Here is a 21,415-nt window from a genome sequence, read left to right as displayed (position 1 = left end):
GCATATCCTCAACCGACTCGAGACAAACCTCCGGCAGATCCTCAGGCAGCTCTCCATCCTTGAGGCGATTACCAGCGGAACGATGCGCACTGGCTGCTGCCTCCTCACCATGGAAACGGGCGACCAGCTCTTCCGCCAGCTTGATCTTCACGTCCCGAGGGTTGCCGCCCTGATCTACCTCAGCGCGAAGCTGGCCGATTTCTTCCATGCTGCGGAAACTGAGCAACTCGAAGTAGCGCCACATCAGGGTGTCAGGCATCGAAACGATCTTGCTGTACATTTCCCCCGGCGCATCGTTGATGCCCACGTAATTACCGAGCGACTTGGACATCTTCTTGACGCCATCAAGACCTTCAAGCAATGGCATCGTCAATATGACCTGCGGCTCCTGTTCATATTGACGTTGCAGCTCGCGCCCCATCAGGAGGTTGAACTTCTGATCGGTACCGCCCAGCTCCACATCCGCCTGCATTGCCACCGAGTCGTAACCCTGCACCAGGGGATAGAGAAACTCGTGAATCGCAATCGACTGACCGCCCTTGTAGCGCTTGTCGAAATCATCACGCTCAAGCATCCGCGCGACAGTATACTTGCCGGCCAGCTGGATCATGTCTGCCGACGACATCTTGTCCATCCAGGTAGAGTTGAACATCACCTGGGTGAGCGCAGGGTCGAGAATCTTGAAGACCTGCTCTTTATAGGTCTCGGCATTATCCATAACCTGCTCACGGGTCAGCGGCAGGCGCGTCGCATTTTTGCCGGAGGGATCACCGATCATCCCGGTGAAGTCACCAATGAGGAAAAGCACCTGGTGACCCAGTTCCTGGAACTGACGCAGCTTATTGATCAGCACCGTGTGCCCGAGATGCAGATCCGGAGCAGTCGGATCGAAACCAGCCTTGATTCTCAGCGGCACACCACGCTCGAGCTTGGCTCTCAGCTCGCTTTCGACCAGAATTTCATCCGCGCCGCGCTTGATAAGCGCCAACTGCTCGTCGACCGGCTTCATAAATCCACAAATCCTGTTGTTGGGTGGGCAAAAAAGGGGACCAAACATACAACATTGATGACCAATTACAAGCTTGCAGGAGGTATGATTGTCAGAAAATGAGCACACGCCGCGCTGGAAAACTGACAGGCGGTGCCGCTGAAAGCTTGCTACTGAGCACTTTCAGTTATAATTTAGCAAGTTATTACACATACATAGAATCCACGACAAGAGCGCTTATGGCTTTCCACAAGACAAAATCGCCGCTTTACCCTAAAAGCCACCTGGTGGCTGCAAGCGGTATAGCAGCTGCGCTGAGCATCTTTCTGCTCGTTATCCCTACCACTGATGTCGAAGCTCGCAAGACATTTGTTCCCCTGGACCTGGAGACAGGACAGATAGGTGAGCCAACTCAGCGTGATAGCGTGCCTGCAGAGTTGGATGCCCTGATCAAGGAAACAGTCACATTTTCCTCTTCAGTGCCGACCAGCGGTCCTGAGCGTAAGACTGCTGGCATCTCTGAAAATATAGCCATCGATAATGAAAGCCCGCTGGTAATTACCGTCGATACGCCGGTGTCACCAACGCCGCCGGAATGGCAAACCGTGACCGTAGCCAGTGGCAATACGCTTTCCGTTATCTTCAGCGAAGTTGGACTCGGTGCTCAGACGTTGCACGCCGTCATCAACAGCAGTAAAGATGCCAAACGCTTTACCCGGCTCAAGGTCGGGCAAGTGCTGGAGTTCAAACTCGCCGACACCGGTGATCTGCTTGCGCTACGCTCCAAAGTAAGCGATCTGGAGACAATCCAGATCGATCGTGAGGATGACAGCTATACCTTCAGCAAGAATGTGATCGAGCCTGAAGTTCGCAGCCGCTTCGCCCGAGGCAACATAAGCAGTTCGCTTTTCCTCGCAGCCCAGGAAGCCGGGATGACTCACGGACTGACCATGGAAATGGCCAACATATTCGGCTATGACGTGGATTTTGCCCGCGACATTCGCAAAGACGACAATTTCGAAGTGATGTTCGAGGAGCTCCACGTCGGCGACAAGCGGGTCGGCACGAAGAACATTCTGGCCGCCCGGTTCACCAACAAGGGAAAAACGTTCACCGCGGTTCGCTATACCGACAAGAACGGCTACAGCAGCTACTACCGCGCTGATGGCACCAGTCTGCGCAAGGCGTTCATTCGTACACCGGTAGAGTTCGCCCGAATCAGCTCACGCTTCAACCCCAATCGTCGTCATCCGGTCCTGAACAAGATCCGCGCGCATAACGGCGTGGATTATGCGGCGTCCACCGGCACGCCTATCAAGGCAACGGGCGACGGGCGCATCGTCCACTTTGGCCGCAAGGGCGGCTACGGCAACACCATCATCGTCCAGCACGGGCAGAAATATAAAACTCTGTATGCGCATATGAGCCGTTACGCCAGCGGTCTACGGGCAGGCAGCAACGTCACCCAGGGCCAGATTATCGGCTATGTGGGCATGACCGGACTGGCTACCGGCCCTCACCTGCATTACGAGTTTCAGGTCAACGGTCGTCACGTCGATCCCCTGGGGATCGAACTGCCGGTATCGGATCCGGTTCCCAAGGGAGAGCGCACTGCATTCATGGCTATCAGCAACAAGATGATGGCCAGCCTGGATCGGCAGAACGACAACCAGCTGGCAGCGCTGGAGCCCTGATTGGCCAACCTATATGTCGGTATCATGTCGGGCACCAGCCTGGATGGTATCGACGTAGCACTGGTTGAGCTTTCGTCCCCCCAGCAGGCCCGACTGATCGATGCCTGCTGCATGACCTTTCCGCAATCTGTATACCAGGAACTGCTTGCTCTGTGCGCCCCAGGTGCCGATGAAATCCGGCGCGCGGGTGTGGCTGGCCAAAGCTGGGCGAAGCTGGCAGCCGAGGGGGTCAACCAACTTCTGGAGCGGAACACGCTGCAACCGGAGCAGGTAACCGCCATCGGCAGTCACGGACAAACCATCCGCCACCATCCAGAACTGGGATTCAGCAGCCAGATAGGAGCGCCAGCCCTGCTTGCCGAATTGACCCGCATCAGTGTCATTAGCGATTTTCGCAGCAGGGATCTTGCCGCGGGGGGTGAAGGGGCGCCATTGGTACCCGCGTTCCATGAATGGCTGTTGCGCTCGCCAGACCAGCCAAGAACCCTGGTCAACATTGGTGGCTTTGCCAACCTGACCGTACTCGAACCAGAACGACAGGTCCTCGGTTTCGACAGCGGGCCCGGGAACGTGCTGATGGATCACTGGATTCGGCTGCACCATGCCCGGCCCTATGACAGCGACGGAGACTGGGCCCGCACCGGCAAGGTATCGGCAAGCCTGCTCGACCTCATGCTCAGCGACCCGTATTTCCAGCGCAGGGGACCGAAAAGCACCGGGCGAGAGTATTTCCACTCGTCCTGGCTGGAGCAAAAGCTGGCTCTTCTGCCTGCAGCGCTACCACCTGAAGACGTTCAGGCCACGTTATTGGAGCTCACCGCTCGAACAATAGCCCTTGGCGTGCAGAACAGTGCGCCGGCGACGAATAGTGTGTTTGTGTGTGGTGGCGGCGCCAGAAACAGGCTGCTGCTTGAGCGCCTGCAGGAACTGCTGGGTACGATGCCCGTAGCGACGACTTCGCAACTGGGAGTTGATCCTGACTGGATGGAAGCGATTGCGTTTGCCTGGCTGGCATGGCGCTGTCTGAATTTACTACCGGGCAACCAACCAGCCGTTACTGGCGCTTCAGGCGCCCGGATTCTTGGCGCTCATTATCCCGCCTGACCCTCGCAGAGCGGCCAGGTCAGATGGAAAAGGAGGAACCGCAGCCACAGGTGGTTGCTGCATTGGGGTTGTTGATCACAAAGCGAGACCCTTCAAGGCCTTCCTGATAATCCACTTCAGAGCCGGCAAGGTACTGAAAGCTCATCGGATCGACCACCAGCTTCACACCTTCGCGCTCGACAATGGTGTCGTCCTCGGCCAACTCGTCATCAAAGGTAAATCCGTACTGGAAACCGGAGCAGCCGCCGCCAGTGACGAACACACGCAGGCTCAACCGCTCATTACCCTCTTCATCGATCAAGGCCTTGACCTTGGATACGGCGGTATCGGTAAACAATAACGGGGAGGGAGTAAAAACTTCAGCAGTCGACATATAACCTCCAGCGACAGGTGCAACGGCACAACAGGTCGAGCATTATCCGTTTCCCGACTCTTTTGGTCAACTATTCATCCTGACTGGCGCGCGCAGCTATTTGCGCAATCGGCGTTACCGTCGCCGTCTCACTCAAAAGATTTAGCGTGCCGCTAACTTGCGCGCCCATGAGCATTTCGATGAACCGGTAATAGAGACTGCCGTTGATACGCGCTTTCGCATCCAGCTCCAGATGCTCGCCGGCATGAACGTCGCCGGTCACTTCCCCATTGATCAGGACGTTAGGCGCCTTGATCACGCCTTCAACCCGACCATGCTCGCTGATCCGCACTACGCCCTGCTCGGCATCGATGTTGCCGACAATTCGCCCGTCTATCTGCAGTACACCGGAGAAAATGATATCGCCGTTGATCTCCGCATCCTGAGCGATGATAGTGGTCTTGCCACTGAATTTGCCGATGTCCATTTTCTTGTGCTTGTCTGTTCCCCACATCAGGGTGTTGCTCCTGTGGCTGTCCATTCGAATGATCGCTCGACTACAGTCGAGCCGTTCTGCACTGCCTGCAATTCTACCCGTAAAGGCTCAAAGCCCTCGGGCAACAGCAGCTCGGAATCTTCACCGGCAGCAGGAACCACCTGGAAATAGCGAAAATCCAATACGATGCCTGCCGAGTCGTCAGCCTCGGTAAGATCCGCAAGCGGTAAGCTAGTCATTGTGCCGTCTTGCAGCCCATGAACCTGCATGAGCAATTGCGCCTGGAAGGTATCCTCTTCATCACCTACCCGGCTCACCATGATCTTGTAGCGAAAGCGATCGGGATCCTCCGTCGGCTGCAACTCAAAAGCCTGGATGCGGACGCCCGGTGACGCCGCTGTCGGCACCAGGGCTCCCTGATACTGCGCGATGTCCTGCTGGAGATGAAACAACTGCTGCTCCAGCTCCTGCACCATACCGCGATTTTCGGTAACCGACTCGACGGCGACCAGCAGGTCCACTTCCAGCTGTTGAGCGCGCTCACGCGCCGCAGTCAACTCAACCAGCAATTCTTCTCGCTGCAACAGCAGCCTGTCACGCTCCTGCGCGATGCCCGCTTGAGAGTTCAGGCCGGCGTGCCAGGCCTGCCAGGCGGCCGCGGGAATCGCCAGCACCAGCGAGAGGACGCCAACGATCTTCAACCAACCGAGCAGCTTCGACTTGCGCGGCATGAGCACGATACTGTGTTCGCGCAATGGCCGCCGACGCTTGAAGCCGAGCATCAGGGCATGAGCGCAGGATGGGACAGTCCTGCTGTCTCATCGAATCCAAACGCAATATTCATGTTCTGCACCGCCTGGCCTGAAGCGCCCTTGACCAGATTGTCGATAACCGACAGGACCACTACCTGATCCCCGCCCTGCGGACGGTGAACCGCTATCCGGCACACATTGGCGCCACGGACGCTGCGTGTTTCCGGATGACTTCCGGCCGGCATCACGTCAACAAAAGGCTCGCTTGCATAGCGGCTTTCAAACAGTGCCTGAAGATCTACCGAATGGTCCGTCACTGTAGCGTGCAGGGTGGCGTGTATGCCCCTTGTCATAGGTGTCAGGTGTGGCACAAAGGTCAGTCCGACTGCACCTCCGGCAGCGGTCTGCAAGCCCTGACGAATCTCCGGCAGGTGACGGTGACCGGCAACACCGTATGCCTTCATGCTTTCGGTCGCCTCGCAGAAAAGCGACCCGACACTGGCGCCGCGTCCGGCACCACTGACCCCGGATTTACAGTCGGCAATGATGCGGTCATTATCCGTCAGGCCCGCCTCGATCAAGGGCAGCAAGCCCAGCTGGACCGCGGTCGGATAGCAGCCTGGCACAGCAATCAGCCGGGCGCTGCGGATGGTCTCTCGATTGACTTCGGGCAACCCGTATACGGCCTGATCAAGCAGCTCCGGTGCTCCGTGGGGCTGAGCATACCAGCGACTCCACTCGGCCGCGTCGCGCAAACGAAAATCGGCGGAAAGGTCGATAATCCGTGTGCCGGTCGCCAGTAATTCCGCGGCCATGGCATGCGCGACCCCGTGGGGGGTCGCAAAGAACACGACATCACACTTTCCGAGTGCTTCAGTATCCGGCACGCTGAAGCACAACTGGTCGTAATGACCGCGCAGGTTGGGGTACATGTCTACAACACGGATACCGGTTTCCGAGCGGGAGGTGATCACCTCGACATGGGCCTGCGGATGCTGAGCGAGAAGCCGGAGCAACTCCACACCTGTGTAGCCGGTTCCACCTACTATGCCGATCTTGATCATCTTTACTTCCCGAATCGTTTGAGCATGACTGGTAATTGATAACCCCCTATCATAAAAGCGCTGACGCAAATTACCAGCACTCACTGCCTCGTAACGAGGCTCAGACCCTATTCAAAAGGAGTGCAGCGTGTACCTGTGGATCAAGGCATTTCATATCATTGCCGTCGTGACCTGGTTCGCCGGCCTGTTCTATCTGCCCCGCCTGTTCGTGTACCACGCGCAGAGCGAGGACAACGTCAGCAATGAACGCTTCAAGACCATGGAACGCAAACTCTATCGAGGCATCATGCTGCCGTCCATGGTTGTGGCCATTGCGCTGGGTATCTGGTTGCTGATCCTCGTTCCCGCCTGGCTGACCCAGGGCTGGATGCACGCCAAGCTGAGCCTGGTAGTCGCACTGCTGGTCTATCACTTCACCTGCGCAAGGATGCTCAAAGGATTCGCGGCTGACCGCAATACCCGTTCGCACGTATTCTATCGCTGGTTCAACGAGGCGCCGGTGCTGGTGCTTGTCGCCGTAGTGATACTGGTCGTGGTCAAGCCCTTTTAACCGGCCATTACTGCCCGCTCCCGGCCCCACTCGCGTAGCGCCTGCAACCGCTCGGCCATCACCACCGACAGAGGCGAGGTCTGTGCCAGTGCCGCCTGCAAATGGGTGCCCGTGACGCTCTGCTGTCGGGCAGAGGCGGCATATACCGCAGCGACGACAGCCTGCTCTATCTCCGCTCCGGAGAAACCTTCACTGGCCTGAGCCAACGCGGGAAGATTGAAGCCGTCGACATCCAGACCGCGCTTGTGCAGATGGATACGCAGAATTTCCTCACGCACGGAACCGTCAGGCAGGTCGATGAAGAACATCTCGTCAAGCCTGCCTTTGCGGATCAGTTCAGGCGGCAGCTGGCTGACGTCGTTTGCAGTGGCGACCAGAAAGACGCGGCTGCGGCGCTCCGACATCCAGGTCAGCAGCGTGCCTAGCAGGCGGCGCGATACGCCCTGGTCATTGCCATCGGGTGCCAGGCCTTTTTCAATCTCGTCGATCCACAGGACACAGGGCTCCATGCAGTCCGCCATCTGCAGGGCCTCGCGCAGATTTTTCTCGGTTTCGCCAATATATTTGTTATACAGCGCGGCGAAATCCAGCCGTAGCAGTGGCAGTCCCCAGACACCAGCGACCGCTTTGGCGGCCAGACTCTTGCCAGCGCCCTGAACACCGACCAGCATGACGCCCCTGGGTGCGTCCTTGATGGTTCCGGTGCCGAGAAATGCCGCCTGTCGCTCCATCAACCAGCGCTTGAAATGCAGCAGCCCGCCGACCTCGGCGAAATGCGCAGTATCCTGCTCGAAGCTCAACACGCCCTGCATGTCGAGCAGACTGAATTTTGCCTTGTTCAGCGCCGGCACATCCTCCTGGGTAATAGCGCCGTCATCAGCGATCAGCTTACGGGCCAGCCGGCGGGCCTCTTCGTGCGTGGTGCCGCGCAGATTGCGCACCACCTGCTCCAGCGTGCGGCTGTCGGTACGCACCTTGATGCCCTGATTCTGTTCAGTCCAACTGGCGGCCTCCTCACGGATTATGGCCGACAGCTGTTCGTCGGAGGGCATGCTCAGCTCAACGCGAGCGGCCAGGCGGCTGAGCTCCGGCGGAAGCTTGAGCTGGTGACTCACCAGCATGACGGTTGGCGCCCGGGAATCGGTATTCATCGCGAGCAGCTTGAGAAGGCGCACTACCTTGAAGTTATCCAGGAACGGGTGCAGGTCGCAGAATACATAGATGGACTGCTGCGTGTCGTCACGCGCGCACTGCAGGGCCTTTTCCGGATCACAGGTATCGGTTTCGTCTATTTCCGCGCCGAATCCGAGTCGCCGCAGACCGTCGACCTGATCCCAGGTGTACCAGGTGCGGGCGCGCTTGACCGCCAGCGAGGCCATGGTTTCCAGCACCCGCGGCTCTTCCCAGCTTTCGGTGATGATCAGTTTTACCCGGCTGTCGAGCAACAGTCCCAGATCATGGATATCGTTTTTCACTCGCGAATCCTTTTGCAGCAGTTCGATGTGATGCCATTCTAGCCTGACATGGTTACACTGGAAGCACTTTCAAGATCAGCCAAGGAGTAGCGTGTGGACTGTCTATTCTGCAAGATCGTCGAGGGCAAGATTCCGGCGAAGAAAATCTATGAAGATGATCAGGTCATCGCTTTCGAGGACATCAATCCCCAGGCCCCGGTGCACTTTCTGGTCATTCCGAAGAGACACATAGCCAGTTTGATCGATCTGACCGAAGACGACCGGGAACTGGTCGGTCACATGGTTTTCGCTGCACAGAAAGTGGCCCGCGAACAGGGCTGCGAAAAAGGCTTCCGCACCGTGTTCAACTGCAATGAAGATGGAGGCCAGACGGTCTACCATATCCATCTGCATGTGCTGGGCAAGCGGCAGATGACCTGGCCCCCCGGCTGATCCAATGCCACGCGGTGCGCCTGCAGCGCCCGATACCGAGCCTACGTACAGGAGTCATAATGAACTCACCCCGCCGCTACAGCTTTCTCGACCGCCTGCTGACCCAGGCCGACCAGTCTCTGCGTACGCTGGTGCCGGGCGCTGCCCAGGCGAACCGCCCATCGCCCTCCCAGCACATGCCCAATGTGCCGCTAGACGAGACAGAGCGTCAGCACATCGCCGGACTGATGCGCATCAACCACACCGGTGAAGTCTGCGCCCAGGCGCTGTATCAGGGTCAGGCGCTGACCGCCAAGTTGCCGGATGTGCGGGCCAAGATGGAGCATGCAGCCGCCGAGGAAATCGACCACCTGGCGTGGTGCGAGCAGCGGCTGAAAGAACTGAAGAGCCAGCCGAGTGTATTCAACCCGCTGTTCTACGGTCTGTCTTTCGGCATGGGCGCGGCGGCAGGACTGATCAGCGACAGGATCAGTCTGGGGTTCGTCGCCGCTACAGAACAACTGGTCGAGCGGCATCTGGACGATCACCTGACCCAGTTGCCCGAGGAGGACATCAAGTCGCGGGCGATTCTGGAGCAGATGCGCATCGACGAGATAGAGCACGGCGCCCAGGCGCTGGAAGCTGGCGGCATGATCTTTCCGGAGCCGGTCAAGGCAGCAATGACGCTGCTGTCCGGCGTCATGACCAAGGCCACCTACAAGCTCTGAGCCGCCCCGCTCCCAGGAGCGACAGGTGTGCCCGTGATCAGTCTACTTCGACTATCTCATACTCGTGCGTGATCTCGACGCCAGCTCGGCCGAGCATGATCGACGCCGAGCAGTATTTTTCCGCTGACAGTTCGACCGCTCTTTTAACCTGCGCTTCCTTGAGCTGCTTGCCGCTAACCACGAAACGCACGTGGATACGGGTGAACACCTTGGGCTCACTCTCGGCGCGCTCGGCCTCGAGCGAAACCTGTACATCGCGGATATCCTGGCGGGATTTCTTCAGAATACTGACCACGTCATAACTGGCACAGCCGCCAAGACCAATCAGCACGGTCTCCATCGGACGTACGCCCATGTTGCGTCCGCCCGCTTCCGGCGGGCCATCCATCACTATGGTATGGCCACTACCTGATTCGCCCAGGAACATGGCGCCGTCCACCCACTTGATTTGCGCTTTCATCTACATCTCCGGCAGGACATTCTGAGGCCCAGAAGAATACCACAGGCTTTTACGGCAGAGTCTTGCACTGGTCATCATCGTAAAAACTGGACATAATCGCGTTTGGTCTCGATTTGAGGCTTACACAATTGCTCCGGCATCACCGATTCGCTCGACAGGATACCTACATGGTCGTAACCGCCCTGACGCCCCGAATAAAAAATCTCGACAGCTATCTGGCTCATTGTCACCTGCGCAGCTTCAACTCCCGCAGCACTATCCTGCACGCAGGAGACCGGTCGGACAGCCTGTTCTATATCATCAAGGGCAGCGTCACCATCCTGATCGAAGATGAGCAGGGCCGTGAAATGATCATCGCCTACCTTAACCAGGGGGATTTTTTTGGCGAGATGGGCCTGTTCGACGAAGGCAGGGCGCAGCAGGACCGAAGCGCCTGCGTTCGCGCAAAAACCGAGTGCGAAGTGGCGGAAGTCAGCTACAGCAAATTTCGCGAGCTCAGCCAGCAGGATCCCGACCTGTTCATTGCCGTGGGACGGCAGATGGCCGACCGGCTACGCAACACCACCCGCAAGGTTGGCGACCTGGCCTTTCTCGACGTGACCGGCCGGGTCGCCCGCACCCTGCTCGACCTGTGCCGCCAGCCCGATGCGATGACTCACCCCGATGGCATGCAGATCAAGGTCACGCGCCAGGAGCTGGGGCGCATCGTCGGTTGCTCACGGGAAATGGTCGGCCGCGTTCTGAAGACCCTTGAAGAACAGGATCTGATCCATGTGAAGGGCAAGACGATGGTGGTCTTCAACACCCGCTGAGAGACTGCAGCCCGGAAGCCGCTGATGTACAATCGCCCCTTAATTCCAATCTCGGCGAGGCGACTATGGGCTTGAACAATCAGTGGATGCAGCGTGACCTGTCCGTACTCTGGCACCCATGCACCCAGATGAAAGATCACGAGCACATGCCGGTCATTCCGATCCAGCGCGGCGAAGGCGTATGGCTGCATGACTTCGAAGGCAACCGGTACCTGGACGCGGTCAGCTCCTGGTGGGTCAACATCTTCGGCCACGCCAACCCCTATATCAACCAGCGGATCAAGGATCAGCTCGACAGCCTCGAGCATGTGATACTCGCCGGCTTCAGCCACCAGCCGATCATTGAGCTGTCTGAGCGCCTGGTCGATATCACTCCTGCACCGCTGACCCGCTGCTTCTATGCCGATAACGGCTCGTCGTGTATCGAAGTAGCCCTGAAGATGAGCTTTCATTACTGGCTCAACACCGGCAAGCCCGAGAAGAAGCGTTTTATCACGCTATCCAACAGTTACCACGGCGAAACCCTGGCAACCCTGTCTGTAGGCGACGTGGCTCTGTACAAAGAGACTTATGAGCCGCTACTCATGAGCGTGATCACAGTGCCCTCCCCCGACTGCCATGAGCGCGAAGAAGGCGTCAGCTGGGAAGAGCACAGCCGCATGATGTTCGAGCACATGGAGCGCGCTCTGGAGGAAAACCACAAGGAAGTAGCCGCCGTGATTGTCGAGCCGCTGATCCAGTGTGCTGGCGGCATGCGCATGTATCATCCGGTGTATCTCAAGCTGCTGCGCGAGGCCTGTGACCGCTATGATGTGCATCTGATCCACGACGAGATCGCCGTCGGTTTTGGTCGCACCGGTAGCCTCTTCGCCTGCGAGCAGGCCGACATCAGCCCCGACTTTCTCTGTCTGTCCAAGGCGCTTACCGGTGGCTATCTGCCGATGGCGGTCTGTATGACCACCGACAAGATGTACGAGGCTTTTTACGACGACTACGTGACCATGCGCGCTTTTCTGCACTCACACAGCTATACCGGCAACCCACTGGCCTGCGCTGCAGCGCTGGCGACCCTGGACCTGCTCGAGCGGGACAACGTGATCGAGGCTAACAAGTCCCTGTCGGCGCACATGGCGCGCGCCACCGCCCACTTCGTCGACCATCCAAACGTGGCCGAGGTCCGTCAGACCGGCATGGTCCTGGCTATCGAAATGGTCAAGGACAAGGCCAACCGCACACCCTACCCTTGGCAGGAGCGGCGTGGCATTCGCGTGTACGAGCATGCACTGAAGAACGAAGCGCTGCTGCGTCCGCTGGGCAGCGTGGTGTATTTCATGCCGCCCTATGTAATTACCCCGGATCAGATAGACCACCTGGCCAGCGTCGCCTGGGAAGGCATCCAACTGGCCACGCGGGACTGACGGTGCGCGTCTCACGCTTCCACCTCGATACGCCACTGGAGATCGGCGAGCATCGACTCGACGGTGACCTGGCGCATTACATAGGCCGGGTCCTGCGCCTCGCGCCCGGTGCGCCGATACAGGTATTCAATGGCTCCGGGCAGGAATGGCCCGGAGAGATTGTCGATGTTGCCAAGCGGCAGGTGACGGTCCGCCTGGACGCTCCACTGGCGGGACTTGCCGAGTCGCCGCTACGCGTGCACCTGGGGCAGGCAATGTCCCGCGGCGAACGCATGGATTGGGCGATTCAGAAAGCCGTGGAACTGGGTGCAAACGAAATCACCCCGCTGTTTACCGAACGCTGCGAGGTCAAGCTGCAGGGTGAGCGCGCCGACAAGCGCCAGGCCCACTGGCAGCAGATCGCGGTCAGCGCCTGCGAACAATGTGGTCGCAGTGTGGTGCCCACCGTGCACCCGCCCATTGCGCTGGATGCCTGGCTGAGCAGCCTGCAAGCGGACCTCAAGCTGGTACTGCACCACCGCACCGAACAAAGCCTGGAAGCCTTAAAGCGTCCGCACGATCTCGCGCTGCTGATTGGCCCAGAGGGCGGTCTGAGCCCTGAAGAAATCGACCGGGCGCAGTCCAGCGGCTTTCAGTCCGCGCGTTTTGGCCCGCGCGTGCTGCGCACCGAAACGGCTCCGGTCGCAGCACTTACGCTCGCCCAGTATCTGTGGGGCGACTTATCCTAGCAGGGGCACGCATAGAATATGGGCAACGACCAGAGCAACCTGATTCAAAGGCTTAATAGCCAATGCCTGTGTATCAGCCTGGATCAGCAGGCACTCCGTCAGGCGCTAGCGTCACAGACCGACCAATCAGATCTTTTCGACTTGCTTCAGGAGCGCTGCCCGACGGTATTTGCCGCCCGCCCGGTGTTCGTATCGCCCGCGCATATGTTGCGGATGCGGGAACTGATAACCGCGATCGAGTCGGTCATCGCCTTGCCCGCCTACCGCCAGGCAGTGCTCGCCGATGTTCCAGCCGTTGCCACGCATACCTCAGGGGCTCGCGGCGTCTTCATGGGCTACGATTTTCACGTCACCGAGGACGGTTTCGGGCTGATAGAGATCAACACCAATGCCGGCGGCGCCATGCTGAACGCACTGATGGCGCGCGCCCAGCGTGCCTGCTGCCCGGAAGTGGCAGGCCTGGTACCGCCACCCGCGCTGGCGGAAAGGTTCGAAGCCGACATCGTCTCGATGTTTCGCCAGGAATGGGCGCTGTCCGGGAAGACCCGTCCGCTGCAAAGCATTGCAATTGTCGATGCCCAGCCCAGGGATCAGTATCTGTATCCAGAATTCATGCTGTTCCGTCGGCTGTTCGAAAAACAGGGTATTCAGACAGTGATCGCGGACCCTGCGGAGCTTGAGCTACGCAGCGGCCAGCTCTGGCACGGCGATCTGGCGATTGACCTGGTGTACAACCGGCTGACCGATTTTCTGCTCGAAGCGCCTGCCAACGGGCACCTGCGCCAGGCACATCTGACCGATGCCAGCGTGCTGACACCCCACCCCCAGGCTCACGCACTCTATGCGGACAAGCGCAATCTGGTTCTGTTGAGCAGCGAAGAGCACCTGAAACGCCTGGGGGTACCGGACGAGACCCGCTCGATTCTGCTCGCTGGTATACCGCATACCCGGAAAGTACACCGCGATCAGGCGGACCTCCTCTGGCCTCAGCGCAAGGGCCTGTTCTTCAAGCCCGCAGCTGGCTATGGAAGCCGCGCGGCCTATCGCGGCGACAAGATCACGCGGCGCGTCTGGGAAGAGATTCTCGCCGGCGATTATGTCGCCCAGGCCCTGATAGCGCCGGGTGAGCGTGCGCTGTCCGACGGCGAATCGCCGCAGGTACTGAAATTCGACCTGCGCAACTACACCTATGACAGCCAGGTACAGTGGGTGGCGGCCCGCCTTTACCAGGGGCAGACCACCAATTTCCGCACACCCGGCGGCGGCTTCGCCCCGGTCTACCCAGGCCCATCCAAGGGCGGTGAGTTTGGCTGAGCCGGGCGGCGCATCATTAGGTAGGCCACCGGCAACACGAACAGCGACAGCAGCGGTGCGGTGATCATCCCGCCCACCATCGGTGCGGCGATACGACGCATTATTTCGCTGCCTGTGCCGCTGCCCAGCAGAATCGGCATCAGTCCGGCGATAATCACCGCCACCGTCATTGCCTTGGGTCTGACGCGCTGCACGGCACCCTCGCGGATCGCATCGATCAGCGAACGTTCATTGGTCAATCCCGCCTCGAGCCGCTCCTTTCTCGCATTGGTCAGGTACAGCAGCATGATCACGCCGAATTCGGCGGCCACGCCCGCCAGGGCAATAAAGCCCACACCGGTCGCGACGGACAGATTGTAGCCCAGCAGGTAGAGAAACCACACACCGCCAGTCAGCGCGAACGGGAGGGTGGCCATGATCAGCAGGGCTTCGTCGAAGCGCTGGAAGGTCAGGTAAAGCAGCACAAAGATAATCAGCAGCGTGGCAGGCACTACCAGCCTGAGTTTGGCGTTGGCACGTTCCATGAACTCGAACTGGCCGGAATAGCTGATGCTCATGCCCGATGCCAGGTCCACTTCACTGGCGATACGCGATTTCAGGTCGGCTACCACCGCGGCCATGTCCCGGTCACGCACGTCGACATAGACCCAGCCGGTCAGCCGCCCGTTTTCACTCTTGAGCATGGGCGGTCCGTCGCTGATACCGATCTCAGCCACCGTGCCCAACGTGATCTGGCTCCCCTGGGGTGTATAGATCGGTAATTGGCGCAGCTCGGTCAACGAGTCGCGCCATTCGCGGGGATAACGCAGGCTGATCGGATAGCGCGCCAGGCCCTCTACTGTTTCGCCTATTGTCGCGCCACCTATCGCCCCGGCGACGATAGCCTGGACGTCGGCGATATTCAGGCCGTAGCGCGCGGCGCCGGCACGATCAATATCGACATCGATATAGCGGCCGCCGGTAAGTCGCTCGGCGATCGCCGAACTGACACCCTGGACATCCTTGGCGATCTTTTCGACCTCCTGCGCCACGCGGTCGATCTGCGTCAGCTCGGAGCCATATACCTTGACGCCAATCGGACTCTTGATCCCGGTAGCCAGCATGTCGATCCGATTGCGAATTGGCGGAATCCACAGATTGGCCAGGCCGGGCACCTGAACGGCCTGGTCCAGCTCCTCGACCAGCTTCTCCGGCGTCATGCCTTCACGCCACTGATCCCGGGGCTTGAACTGGATCGTTGTCTCGAACATGGTCAACGGCGCCGGATCGGTCGCGGTGTCTGCACGCCCGGCCTTGCCGAACACCCGTTCGACTTCCGGCACCGACTTGATCATCCGGTCGGTGCGCTGCAGCAATTCAGAGGCCTTTTGTGGAGATAGCCCCGGCAATGCCGTGGGCATGTAGAGCAGGTCGCCCTCATCCAGCGGCGGCAGGAACTCACCCCCCAGTTGACTGGCCGGCCAGATGCCGCTGAGAAAGATCGCCACAGCTACAGCAATCGTCGTTTTCGGCCAGCGCAGCACCGCATCCAGCGCCGGTTGGTAGACCCGGATCAAGCCCCGGCTGACCGGGTTGCGATCCTCGGCCGGGATCTTGCCGCGAATCCAGTAGCCCATGAGCACCGGCACCAGCGTGACCGCCAGACCGGCAGAGGCGGCCATCGCATAGGTCTTGGTGAAGGCCAGAGGGCCGAACAACCTGCCCTCCTGCGCCTCCAGCGTAAACACCGGAATGAACGACAAGGTGATAATCAGCAAACTGAAAAACAGCGCCGGCCCGACCTCGACAGCAGCATCGGTAATCACTTTCCAGTGAGCTTCGCCCTTGAGCTGCTGATCGGGGTTGCGCCGGTGCCAGGCTTCGATGTGCTTGTGCGCGTTCTCGATCATCACGATCGCAGCGTCCACCATCGCACCGATCGCGATCGCGATACCGCCCAGGGACATGATGTTGGCATTGATGCCCTGGCGCTGCATGATGATGAACGCGATCAATATACCCACCGGCAACGACACGATCGCTACCAGCGACGAGCGCAGATGCCAAAGAAACAGAAGGCATACCAGAGCCACCACGATGAACTCTTCGATCAGCTTGTGACTGAGGTTCTTCACGGCGCTGTCGATCAGTTCGCTACGGTCGTAGGTGGTGACGATCTCTACGCCCTCCGGCAAGCCTTTCTTCAGTTCTTCCAGCCGGGTCTTGACCGCGGCAATGGTCTCCCGGGCATTCTTGCCGCTGCGCAGGATGACCACGCCACCGACGACCTCCCCCTCGCCATCGAGTTCGGCTATCCCCCGGCGCATTTCCGGCCCCAGGCGAATCTGCGCGACGTCACCGAGGGTAATCGGTGAGCCGCTGGTGCCCAGGCGCAGCGGAATACTGCGAAAATCGGCAATCGATTGCAGATAGCCGGAGGCGCGCACCATGAACTCGCTCTCGGCGAGTTCCAGCACGCTGCCGCCGGTCTCTCGGTTGGCCTGGTCAATCGCACTGGCGACTTGCTGCTGGGTCACCCGCTGGTTTGCCATGCGTACCGGATCAAGTACGACCTGATACTGCTTGACCATGCCACCAATGGGCGCGACCTCTGCCACATTGGGCAAAGTTTTCAACTCGTAGCGCAGGAACCAGTCCTGCAGGGAGCGCAGCTGCGCCAGGTCGTGCTGGCCGGTGCGATCTACCAGCGCGTACTGGAAGATCCAGCCGACCCCGGTGGCGTCCGGTCCGAGCGCCGGTTTGGCGGCGTCGGGGAGGCTGCTTTGTACCTGGCTCAGGTACTCGAGCACACGCGAGCGAGCCCAATACAGATCGGTGCCGTCTTCAAACAGCACGTACACATAGCTGTCGCCGAAAAACGAATAGCCTCTTACGGTTTTCGCCCCTGGCACGGACAGCATCGTCGTGGCCAGCGGATAGGTCACCTGATTCTCGACGATCTGCGGTGCCTGTCCGGCATAAGGCGTGCGGATGATCACCTGTACGTCGGACAGATCCGGCAGCGCATCGATCGGTGTGTTCTGTACCGACCAGGCGCCCCAGGCGATCGCAAACAGCGTCGCCAGCAGTACCAGGAATCGGTTGGCCACGGACCAGCGGATAGTTGCAGCAATCATGGCTGAGCCTCCAGCTTATCGATCCGCTCGATCGTCAGACCTTCCTCACTTTCGCGTACACCGACCCGAACCCGGTCGTCCTCTTCCAGGTCCTCGAGCAATGCCGGATCGGCAAAGGGGAAGCCCATGGTCATGCCGGGCATGTTCAGAGTCGGAAAGGGACCGTGGTCGAGGAAGATCATGTCGTCTTCAATGCCGACGATGGTGCCCTCCGCCTCATGCAGCGCAGACGCCGGCGGTGTCAGAGGATCTGCGGGCGCAGCAGTCAGACCGCGCAGACTGGCTTCGGAATCGAGTAGAAACTGGCCCGAGGCGACAACCTGCTGACCCTCCTCCAGCCCTTCCAGCACGACAGTCTTGTCTGCTGTCTCTCGGCCGGTGCGCACCGCGACCGGCCGGTAGCGTCCACCCTCTTCGGCCACCATCACCAGCGTGCGTTTGCCGGTGCGAATCAAGGCTTCACTAGGGACCAGCAGCGCCTCATCTTCCTGCCGGTCCATGGCTACCTCGGCCGTCATACCCGGCCGCAATTTCTGCCGGTGATTATCGAGCTCGACCCGTACCTGCACCGTCCGGCTGTCGAGACTGGCCTGGGGCAGTATTGCCGCAATAGTGCCCTCCAGCGTTTCGCCCGGGAACGCCGGCAAACGCGCATCGATAGTCTGCCCCGCCTCCAGACCGGCAACCTGGGCCTCGGGCACTTCGATTACCAGCCACACCGTATCCAGTCCGTTGATACGCGCCAGCGTGGCGCCGGCAGAAAGCGTCATGCCCTCGCGCACATCGAGACTCTGCACCACGCCCGCAATCGGGCTTTTCAGAGTCCAGATCAGCTGCACCTGGCCACGGGTCTCCTGCTGGAGGATCAGTTCTTCCGGCATTCCGGCCAGACGCATCCGCTGGCGCGCGGCGGCCAGCAATTCCGGCTCGCCGAGACCGCGCAGCGCCAGATATTCCTCCTGCGCCGCCACCCATTGCGGTACCAGAAGATCGGCGAGCGGCGCGTTCTGCTCGACCATATCCTGCGGCGCAAGAGCGTAAACACGCTCGACAAAGCCACCGCTGCGGGCCTGCACAATGGCCACATCACGCTGGTTGAATGTCAGCTGTCCGGTGGCCTCGATGCGTATTCTTACCGGCTCGCGGGTGACGGTCGCCAGGCGCATGCCCAGGTTCTGCATGATGCCGGGATCGATCCGCATCGTCGCTGGGCCATCGCCCTCTGCATCCTGCTCGACGTAGCGGGGCACCAGATCCATATCCATGAATGGTGAAGGCCCGGGTTCATCGAAACGTTGCTGGGGATACATCGGGTCGTACCAATAGAGCACTTCGCGGTCCTCATCTGCCTGCTGGGCAGGTAGCGAAATGGGTGCCAGCATGATCGGCACGCTCAGCAACAGGACAATCCGTCTGAATAGGTGGTTCATGGTCGGTCAGCTCCAAAGGCAAAGTAGAGGCGGGCGTTGCTCAAGGAGCGGTCCCGGGCGAGATCAATGTGACGCAAGCGGGCGGCAATCAGCTGTTCGCGGGCCCGAATCACTGCGCCGAGTTCGCCTTTGCCAGCGCGATAGTCGGCCATGGCCAGTTCAACTTTTTCTTCTGCCAACGGCACAAGGGTCCGCTCCGAACGCTCCAGCGTACTTTCCAGACGCTGGTATTCGGCGAGTTCATCGGTCAGTTCGAGCTGATAGCGACGTGCCACGTCCTGGCGCTGCGCATCTACCTGAGCCAGCCCGGCACGCTCGGCTTCGATTGCCGGATCCTGTCTGGAGGCAGTAAACACGGGCAAATCAAAAGTCACGCTGAGGCTGACCATGTCGCCGAATTCGCGGCTGCGCCGGAGATAGTCGACCCCCCAGCTCCAGTCCGCTTTCTTTTCCGCCAGGGCACCATGGACCTGTGCCTCCGCCTGCCGGGTCAGCGGATCGAAGAGCTGTATCTGTGGATGGCGTTGCAGGTTATTGCGGTACTCATCAGCTGCCACCGGCCAGCGCGGCCATCCACCGCTCAACGGCTCGTCCGCACGCTTACCGACCCAGCGCCAAAGCTGCGCACGCGTGCTTACTTCCTCGCGCAACAGGGCGTCCTCGGCATCAGCGAGTACTGCCGCTTCCTGACGGGGCGCCACGCTGTCGGCGGCCAGCGCAGCACCGCTCGCCAGACGAGCATCAACGGCCCTGGCAAACAGCCGATTTTCCACATGGAGGTCGGCGAACACAGTCAGCTTGCGCTCGACAGCCAGAGTGGCAATCCAGGCTTCGGCTGTGCGCTGCTGCACATCGAGCAGCTCGACGGCCTGCTGTGCGCCGGCCAGGGCAATTTCTGACTGAGCCAGTTCGACCCGCGCCTGGCGCTTGGCCCGGCTGGGCACTTCCTGCATGACGCCTATACGTTGCGACGTCATACGCTCTGCATCGATGTCCCAGGCGTTATCCCCTTCGAGTGGAAGGTTCTGCAGGCCCAGGGTCAGCCGGGGATCGGGGAGTTCTCCGGCGGGAATGGCTGCGCTGCGGGCCGCGCGGATATTGGCGGCCTGCGCCGCAAGAGACGGCGCTTCGCGCTCGGCCAGAGTGAGTGCCTGGTCGAGGGTCAGCGCATACGCCGGCGCAATCACGCCCAACGTCAGCCATGCCGTCAGGACCCGAAATACGAGCCGGCACAAAGTGGTAATAACCATGGTGATGATTCCTGTTGCTGATGCCACGCCGTCCGGAGGGGACAAACGCGGGCAGACGCCACCGGCAAACGCAGGTGGGACTCAGATCATTCAGGAATCAGTAGCGCGGAGGGCGCCAGAAGGTAGTCGGATAGGTGGGGTTGAAGCCTAGCCGGGCAAAGACCGGCGCCGTACTTTCGGGGGGAGCTGCCGTGAGCGCGGTAGCGCTTGGCACCAACGCGCCGCCCATCTGGCAATCCCCGCCCTGGTCACACAGCAGCTGCGCAGTAGAACTCACCCAGCCCTGATCAACTCCGGCACAGTCGAGGTGCGCCGGCATGTCGGCCATCTCGGGCATGTCAGCCATATGCTGCATACCCGAGCTGGTGTCCTGCATGCACTGATCCACCGCCAACAGCGCCGCCGCCAGCGTATTGAACGACAGCAGCAGACAACAGAAAATGGCGGTGAGCGTGGTACGCAGCAGTTTCACGGGTAGAGAATCACTCGACTTTCTCAAGATTGGTTACGACGAAATTACCATTATCCTTCACTGCGCGAAACTTTACTTTGTCACCTGCTTCCAGGTCTTCCAGCTGACTGGCTGGAACGGCCTGGAACATCATGGTCATACCGGGCATGTTCAGATTCTTGATCGGTCCATGTTTCAGCGTGACGCGCCCCTTTTCTTGGTCAATCTTGCGAATCTCACCTTCAGTGAGGAAATCGTCATGCGCCCCCGCCGTGGCGAGAGATACACCCACTCCGCTTGCCAGCAGGCCGGCAAACAGGGACATTGCGAGAACTTTTTTCATCGTGTTACTCCTGTCGGTTTTTCACTGTTCGATGTCATCTTTATTGGCATCATGGAGCTGCGCAAGTACTTGTGCAATTTCCTGCGGCTGAACCGGCAACGAAAGCGTCTTGAGCTCCTCTGATGTTACCTTCAGCTGCTGGACGTAACGCCGGCAAGGCGGCAAATGCCGATATGCATCATCACCGCCATCCGTGAGCTGAAGCTCAGTTTCTGGTCGATTATGTCAGAGCTCATCTCCGACATTTCCCAGAAACTCAACATGTGCCTTCCTCCTCAAAATGTTCCAGCATTGCGTGCATGGCTTACCAGCCACTCATCACCATTCATGCCGCATGGCCTGTTTTATCTGTTGTTTCGAAGCAGTATCGCAGGTCGATAATGTGTGCCAAGCCTGGCCGTTTACCATTGATGCGCCGGGCCTTCGATTTGTTACAGTCCCTCGCGCCAGCCTGCGCTCTATCCATGCTAAAGATAGCG

Annotated in this window: 22 protein-coding genes; 9 read left to right on the top strand and 13 right to left on the bottom strand. The window is 59.7% G+C overall.

The genetic code is table 11. The features are described from left to right. Nucleotides 1–1,009, bottom strand: a 1,009-nt coding sequence (tyrS, locus tag ABYA88_RS10730) for a tyrosine--tRNA ligase (protein WP_373187247.1), incomplete at its 3' end; no start/stop codon positions are given. Nucleotides 1,010–1,227: 218 nt separating this feature from the next. Here tyrS and ABYA88_RS10725 point away from each other — a divergent pair. Both ABYA88_RS10725 and ABYA88_RS10720 read left to right on the top strand, forming a co-directional pair. Next, nucleotides 1,228–2,682: an OapA family protein gene (locus tag ABYA88_RS10725; RefSeq protein ID WP_373187245.1), complete on the top strand. Its 1,455-nt coding sequence runs from the start codon at nt 1,228–1,230 to the stop codon at nt 2,680–2,682. Next, entirely contained in the window at nt 2,683–3,786 is a 1,104-nt protein-coding gene (locus ABYA88_RS10720; protein ID WP_373187244.1) for an anhydro-N-acetylmuramic acid kinase, read from the top strand. A gap of 19 nt (nt 3,787–3,805) precedes the next feature. Here the strand turns inward: ABYA88_RS10720 and erpA are convergent, their stop codons facing one another. From erpA to argC, 4 genes are all read right to left on the bottom strand, one after another. Further along, on the bottom strand, nt 3,806–4,159 hold the full coding sequence (gene erpA, locus ABYA88_RS10715) for an iron-sulfur cluster insertion protein ErpA (RefSeq protein WP_373187242.1): 354 nt from the start codon (nt 4,157–4,159) through the stop codon (nt 3,806–3,808). A 70-nt stretch (nt 4,160–4,229) separates the two neighbouring features. Further along, on the bottom strand, nt 4,230–4,652 hold the full coding sequence (locus ABYA88_RS10710) for a polymer-forming cytoskeletal protein (RefSeq protein ID WP_373187241.1): 423 nt from the start codon (nt 4,650–4,652) through the stop codon (nt 4,230–4,232). Continuing rightward, nucleotides 4,652–5,416, bottom strand: a complete 765-nt coding sequence (locus tag ABYA88_RS10705; RefSeq protein ID WP_373187239.1) for a DUF6776 family protein — start codon at nt 5,414–5,416, stop codon at nt 4,652–4,654. The genes ABYA88_RS10710 and ABYA88_RS10705 overlap by 1 nt, the downstream gene beginning before the upstream one ends. Beyond that, nucleotides 5,416–6,450 carry an N-acetyl-gamma-glutamyl-phosphate reductase gene (gene argC / locus ABYA88_RS10700; RefSeq protein WP_373187238.1) on the bottom strand — a complete coding sequence of 345 codons (1,035 nt, stop codon included), beginning with the start codon at nt 6,448–6,450 and terminating at the stop codon, nt 5,416–5,418. Before argC ends, ABYA88_RS10705 begins: the two co-directional genes overlap by 1 nt. 127 nt (nt 6,451–6,577) lie before the next feature. Between argC and hemJ the strand changes: the two genes are divergently transcribed. After that, the gene (gene hemJ / locus ABYA88_RS10695) at nt 6,578–7,000 is read left to right on the top strand and encodes a protoporphyrinogen oxidase HemJ (RefSeq protein WP_373187237.1); all 423 of its coding nucleotides are present in this window, start codon (nt 6,578–6,580) and stop codon (nt 6,998–7,000) included. Here hemJ and ABYA88_RS10690 read toward each other — a convergent pair. After that, entirely contained in the window at nt 6,997–8,475 is a 1,479-nt protein-coding gene (locus ABYA88_RS10690; RefSeq protein ID WP_373187235.1) for an AAA family ATPase, read from the bottom strand. The two genes, hemJ and ABYA88_RS10690, sit on opposite strands and share 4 nt — an antisense overlap. A 93-nt stretch (nt 8,476–8,568) precedes the next feature. Here ABYA88_RS10690 and ABYA88_RS10685 point away from each other — a divergent pair, with 93 nt between their 5' ends. Further along, nucleotides 8,569–8,907: a histidine triad nucleotide-binding protein gene (locus ABYA88_RS10685; protein WP_373187234.1), complete on the top strand. Its 339-nt coding sequence runs from the start codon at nt 8,569–8,571 to the stop codon at nt 8,905–8,907. Nucleotides 8,908–8,966: 59 nt separating this feature from the next. Next, entirely contained in the window at nt 8,967–9,614 is a 648-nt protein-coding gene (coq7, locus tag ABYA88_RS10680) for a 2-polyprenyl-3-methyl-6-methoxy-1,4-benzoquinone monooxygenase (protein ID WP_373187232.1), read from the top strand. Between the two features lie 37 nt (nt 9,615–9,651). Here coq7 and ABYA88_RS10675 read toward each other — a convergent pair whose 3' ends face one another. Further along, nucleotides 9,652–10,074, bottom strand: coding sequence for an OsmC family protein (locus ABYA88_RS10675; RefSeq protein WP_373187231.1), 423 nt, complete (start codon nt 10,072–10,074; stop codon nt 9,652–9,654). A 167-nt stretch (nt 10,075–10,241) separates the two neighbouring features. Between ABYA88_RS10675 and crp the strand changes: the two genes are divergently transcribed. The 4 genes from crp (at nt 10,242) to ABYA88_RS10655 (ending at nt 14,346) form a co-directional block, all read left to right on the top strand. Beyond that, nucleotides 10,242–10,886 carry a cAMP-activated global transcriptional regulator CRP gene (crp, locus tag ABYA88_RS10670; RefSeq protein ID WP_373187230.1) on the top strand — a complete coding sequence of 215 codons (645 nt, stop codon included), beginning with the start codon at nt 10,242–10,244 and terminating at the stop codon, nt 10,884–10,886. A 65-nt stretch (nt 10,887–10,951) separates the two neighbouring features. Beyond that, on the top strand, nt 10,952–12,304 hold the full coding sequence (locus ABYA88_RS10665; RefSeq protein ID WP_373187229.1) for an adenosylmethionine--8-amino-7-oxononanoate transaminase: 1,353 nt from the start codon (nt 10,952–10,954) through the stop codon (nt 12,302–12,304). Nucleotides 12,305–12,306: 2 nt separating this feature from the next. After that, nucleotides 12,307–13,032, top strand: coding sequence for a 16S rRNA (uracil(1498)-N(3))-methyltransferase (locus ABYA88_RS10660; RefSeq protein WP_373187227.1), 726 nt, complete (start codon nt 12,307–12,309; stop codon nt 13,030–13,032). Nucleotides 13,033–13,050: 18 nt separating this feature from the next. Beyond that, nucleotides 13,051–14,346, top strand: a complete 1,296-nt coding sequence (locus tag ABYA88_RS10655; protein ID WP_373187226.1) for a hypothetical protein — start codon at nt 13,051–13,053, stop codon at nt 14,344–14,346. On the opposite strand, the gene ABYA88_RS10650 is transcribed toward ABYA88_RS10655, so the two are convergent. The 6 genes from ABYA88_RS10650 to ABYA88_RS10625 form a co-directional block, all read right to left on the bottom strand. Beyond that, entirely contained in the window at nt 14,310–17,462 is a 3,153-nt protein-coding gene (locus tag ABYA88_RS10650; RefSeq protein WP_373187225.1) for an efflux RND transporter permease subunit, read from the bottom strand. The two genes, ABYA88_RS10655 and ABYA88_RS10650, sit on opposite strands and share 37 nt — an antisense overlap. Beyond that, nucleotides 17,459–18,892, bottom strand: a complete 1,434-nt coding sequence (locus ABYA88_RS10645) for an efflux RND transporter periplasmic adaptor subunit (protein ID WP_373187224.1) — start codon at nt 18,890–18,892, stop codon at nt 17,459–17,461. The genes ABYA88_RS10650 and ABYA88_RS10645 overlap by 4 nt, the downstream gene beginning before the upstream one ends. Beyond that, nucleotides 18,889–20,142 (bottom strand): TolC family protein, encoded by a 1,254-nt coding sequence (locus tag ABYA88_RS10640; RefSeq protein WP_373187222.1) that lies wholly within the window; start codon nt 20,140–20,142, stop codon nt 18,889–18,891. Before ABYA88_RS10640 ends, ABYA88_RS10645 begins: the two co-directional genes overlap by 4 nt. Before the next feature lie 97 nt (nt 20,143–20,239). Then, the gene (locus ABYA88_RS10635) at nt 20,240–20,614 is read right to left on the bottom strand and encodes a hypothetical protein (protein ID WP_373187221.1); all 375 of its coding nucleotides are present in this window, start codon (nt 20,612–20,614) and stop codon (nt 20,240–20,242) included. 10 nt (nt 20,615–20,624) lie between these two features. Then, entirely contained in the window at nt 20,625–20,936 is a 312-nt protein-coding gene (locus tag ABYA88_RS10630; protein WP_373187219.1) for a copper-binding protein, read from the bottom strand. A 131-nt stretch (nt 20,937–21,067) separates the two neighbouring features. Next, the gene (locus ABYA88_RS10625; protein WP_373187218.1) at nt 21,068–21,199 is read right to left on the bottom strand and encodes a hypothetical protein; all 132 of its coding nucleotides are present in this window, start codon (nt 21,197–21,199) and stop codon (nt 21,068–21,070) included. Nucleotides 21,200–21,415: the final 216 nt, after the last annotated feature.

The sequence above is a fragment of the Halopseudomonas sp. genome (assembly GCF_041579695.1).
Taxonomy (GTDB): Bacteria; Pseudomonadota; Gammaproteobacteria; order Pseudomonadales; family Pseudomonadaceae; genus Halopseudomonas.
Note: the sequence above shows the minus strand (reverse complement) of the source record. Positions and strands in the feature narration are given on the sequence as shown.